1 protein-coding gene and 1 pseudogene are annotated in these 1,719 nt (G+C 74.7%); both read left to right on the forward strand.

Going from position 1 to position 1,719, the window contains the following annotated elements:
• A pseudogene (locus AB0J39_RS39445) lies at positions 1–483 on the forward strand (hypothetical protein); the annotation flags it as partial.
• A gap of 43 nt (positions 484–526) precedes the next feature.
• Positions 527–1,719: protein kinase (locus AB0J39_RS39450; RefSeq protein ID WP_363474316.1), on the forward strand; the 1,193-nt coding region annotated here is incomplete at its 3' end.

Here is a 1,719-nt window from a genome sequence, read left to right on the forward strand (position 1 = left end):
GCCGGCGGCGTCGTGCTGCTGCGCCGCAGGAGCGCGGCGGCCCCTCAGGACGGCGACGGCCCGGCCGGCGACGCCTACCTCGGCGGCGTCCAGACGGATCCGGGCGCGGCCGAGGCCGGGGCGGCCCACTCCGGGGAGACCTCCTGGCCGCCGTACGCCGTCACGCGGGTCTTCGGGGCGGAGGCCGCCCGGTCTCCGGAGGTCATGCGGCCGGCTCCGGTGCCGCCGGGGCCCGGGCCTGCCGGTCCCGGGCCGGCGGACCCGTCGCCGCCAGGCGGGCAGTCGTACCCCGCGGACCTGTCTCCGCCGCACGGGCACGCGCATCCGGGCGATCCCGCACCGCCGCGCGGGCAGTCGTACCCGCCGAACCCGTCGTCGCCTCCGCGGGGACAGGCACAGCTGAAGTTCTGCACGCAGTGCGGCATGCGGCTGGGCCAGGGACACCGTTTCTGCGGCTTCTGCGGGAATCCAGTCGATTCGTGAGCGATGTGCTCATAACCAATACGGCATTCAAGGGGGAGGCCGCATGACAGAGGGGCCGGTGATGCCGCCGCTCGTCGGGCGGCGGCTCGGCGACTACACCATCGAGGCGGTCGTCGGACGGGGCGGCATGGCGACGGTCTACCGGGCGCGCGACCAGCGGCTCGGCCGGGCCGTGGCGCTGAAGGTGCTCGCGCCGCAGCTCGCGCACGACGACCGCTTCCGCGACCGGTTCGTACGCGAGTCGCGGATGGTGGCGAGCATCGACCACCCCAACATCATCCCGGTGTACGAGGCCGGCGAGCGCGACGAGCTGTTGTTCATCGCCATGCGCTACGTCGAGGGCAGCGACATGCGCAAGCTCGTGCAGTCGGAGGGCCCGCTGCCCGTCGGGCGGGCCAACCCGCTGTTCGCGCAGATCGCCTCCGCCCTGGACTCCGCGCACGCCCACGGCCTGGTGCACCGCGACGTGAAGCCGGCCAACATCCTGGTCACCCAGTCCGAACACGTCTACCTGACCGACTTCGGGCTGACCAAGAGCTCCGCGGCCGAGGCCGGGCTGACCAGCCACGGCCACTTCATGGGCACCCCGCGCTACGTCGCCCCCGAGCAGATCCGGGGCCTGCCGGTCGACGGCCGCAGCGACCTGTACGCCTTCGCCTGCGTCGTGTACGAGGCGCTCGCCGGACAGCCGCCGTTCCAGCGGGACACCGAACTGGCGCTGCTCTACGCCCACGTCTCCCACGACCCGCCGCCGCTCACGCCGTACCGGCCGGACCTGCCGCACGCGGTGAACGCGGTCCTGCTGCGGGCGCTGGCCAAGGCGCCGGACGACCGGTTCCCGACCGGCCAGGCGTTCGTGTCGGCCCTGCGCGACGCGATCAGCGGCGGCGCGGGCGACCCGGCGGGGCCGGTCTCCCCGTCCTATCCCCCGGGCCCTCCCAGCCCTTCGGTGCCCCCCGGGCCCCCGGTGTCCGCCGGGTCCTACCCGCAGGGGTCGTACCCGCTGACCGTGCCCTCCTCGTTCCCGCCCGGCACGCGCCCGCCCGTCTCCCATGCCCCGGGCTCGGTGCCGCCGCAGTCGGTGCCCTCGGCGTCCCGCCCGCCCGTGAGCCACCCGCCGGGCGCCGGGACCTCCGGCCACGGGCAGGCCCAGAAGTGGGTCTCGCTGAAGGTGGACGGCAAGGGCTTCGGATATCTGTGGGAGAAGACCCGGACCGTCGGGCTCAAACAGCCGAT

The sequence above is a fragment of the Microbispora sp. NPDC049633 genome, assembly GCF_040675265.1.
GTDB classification, from domain to species: domain Bacteria; phylum Actinomycetota; class Actinomycetes; order Streptosporangiales; family Streptosporangiaceae; genus Microbispora; species Microbispora maris.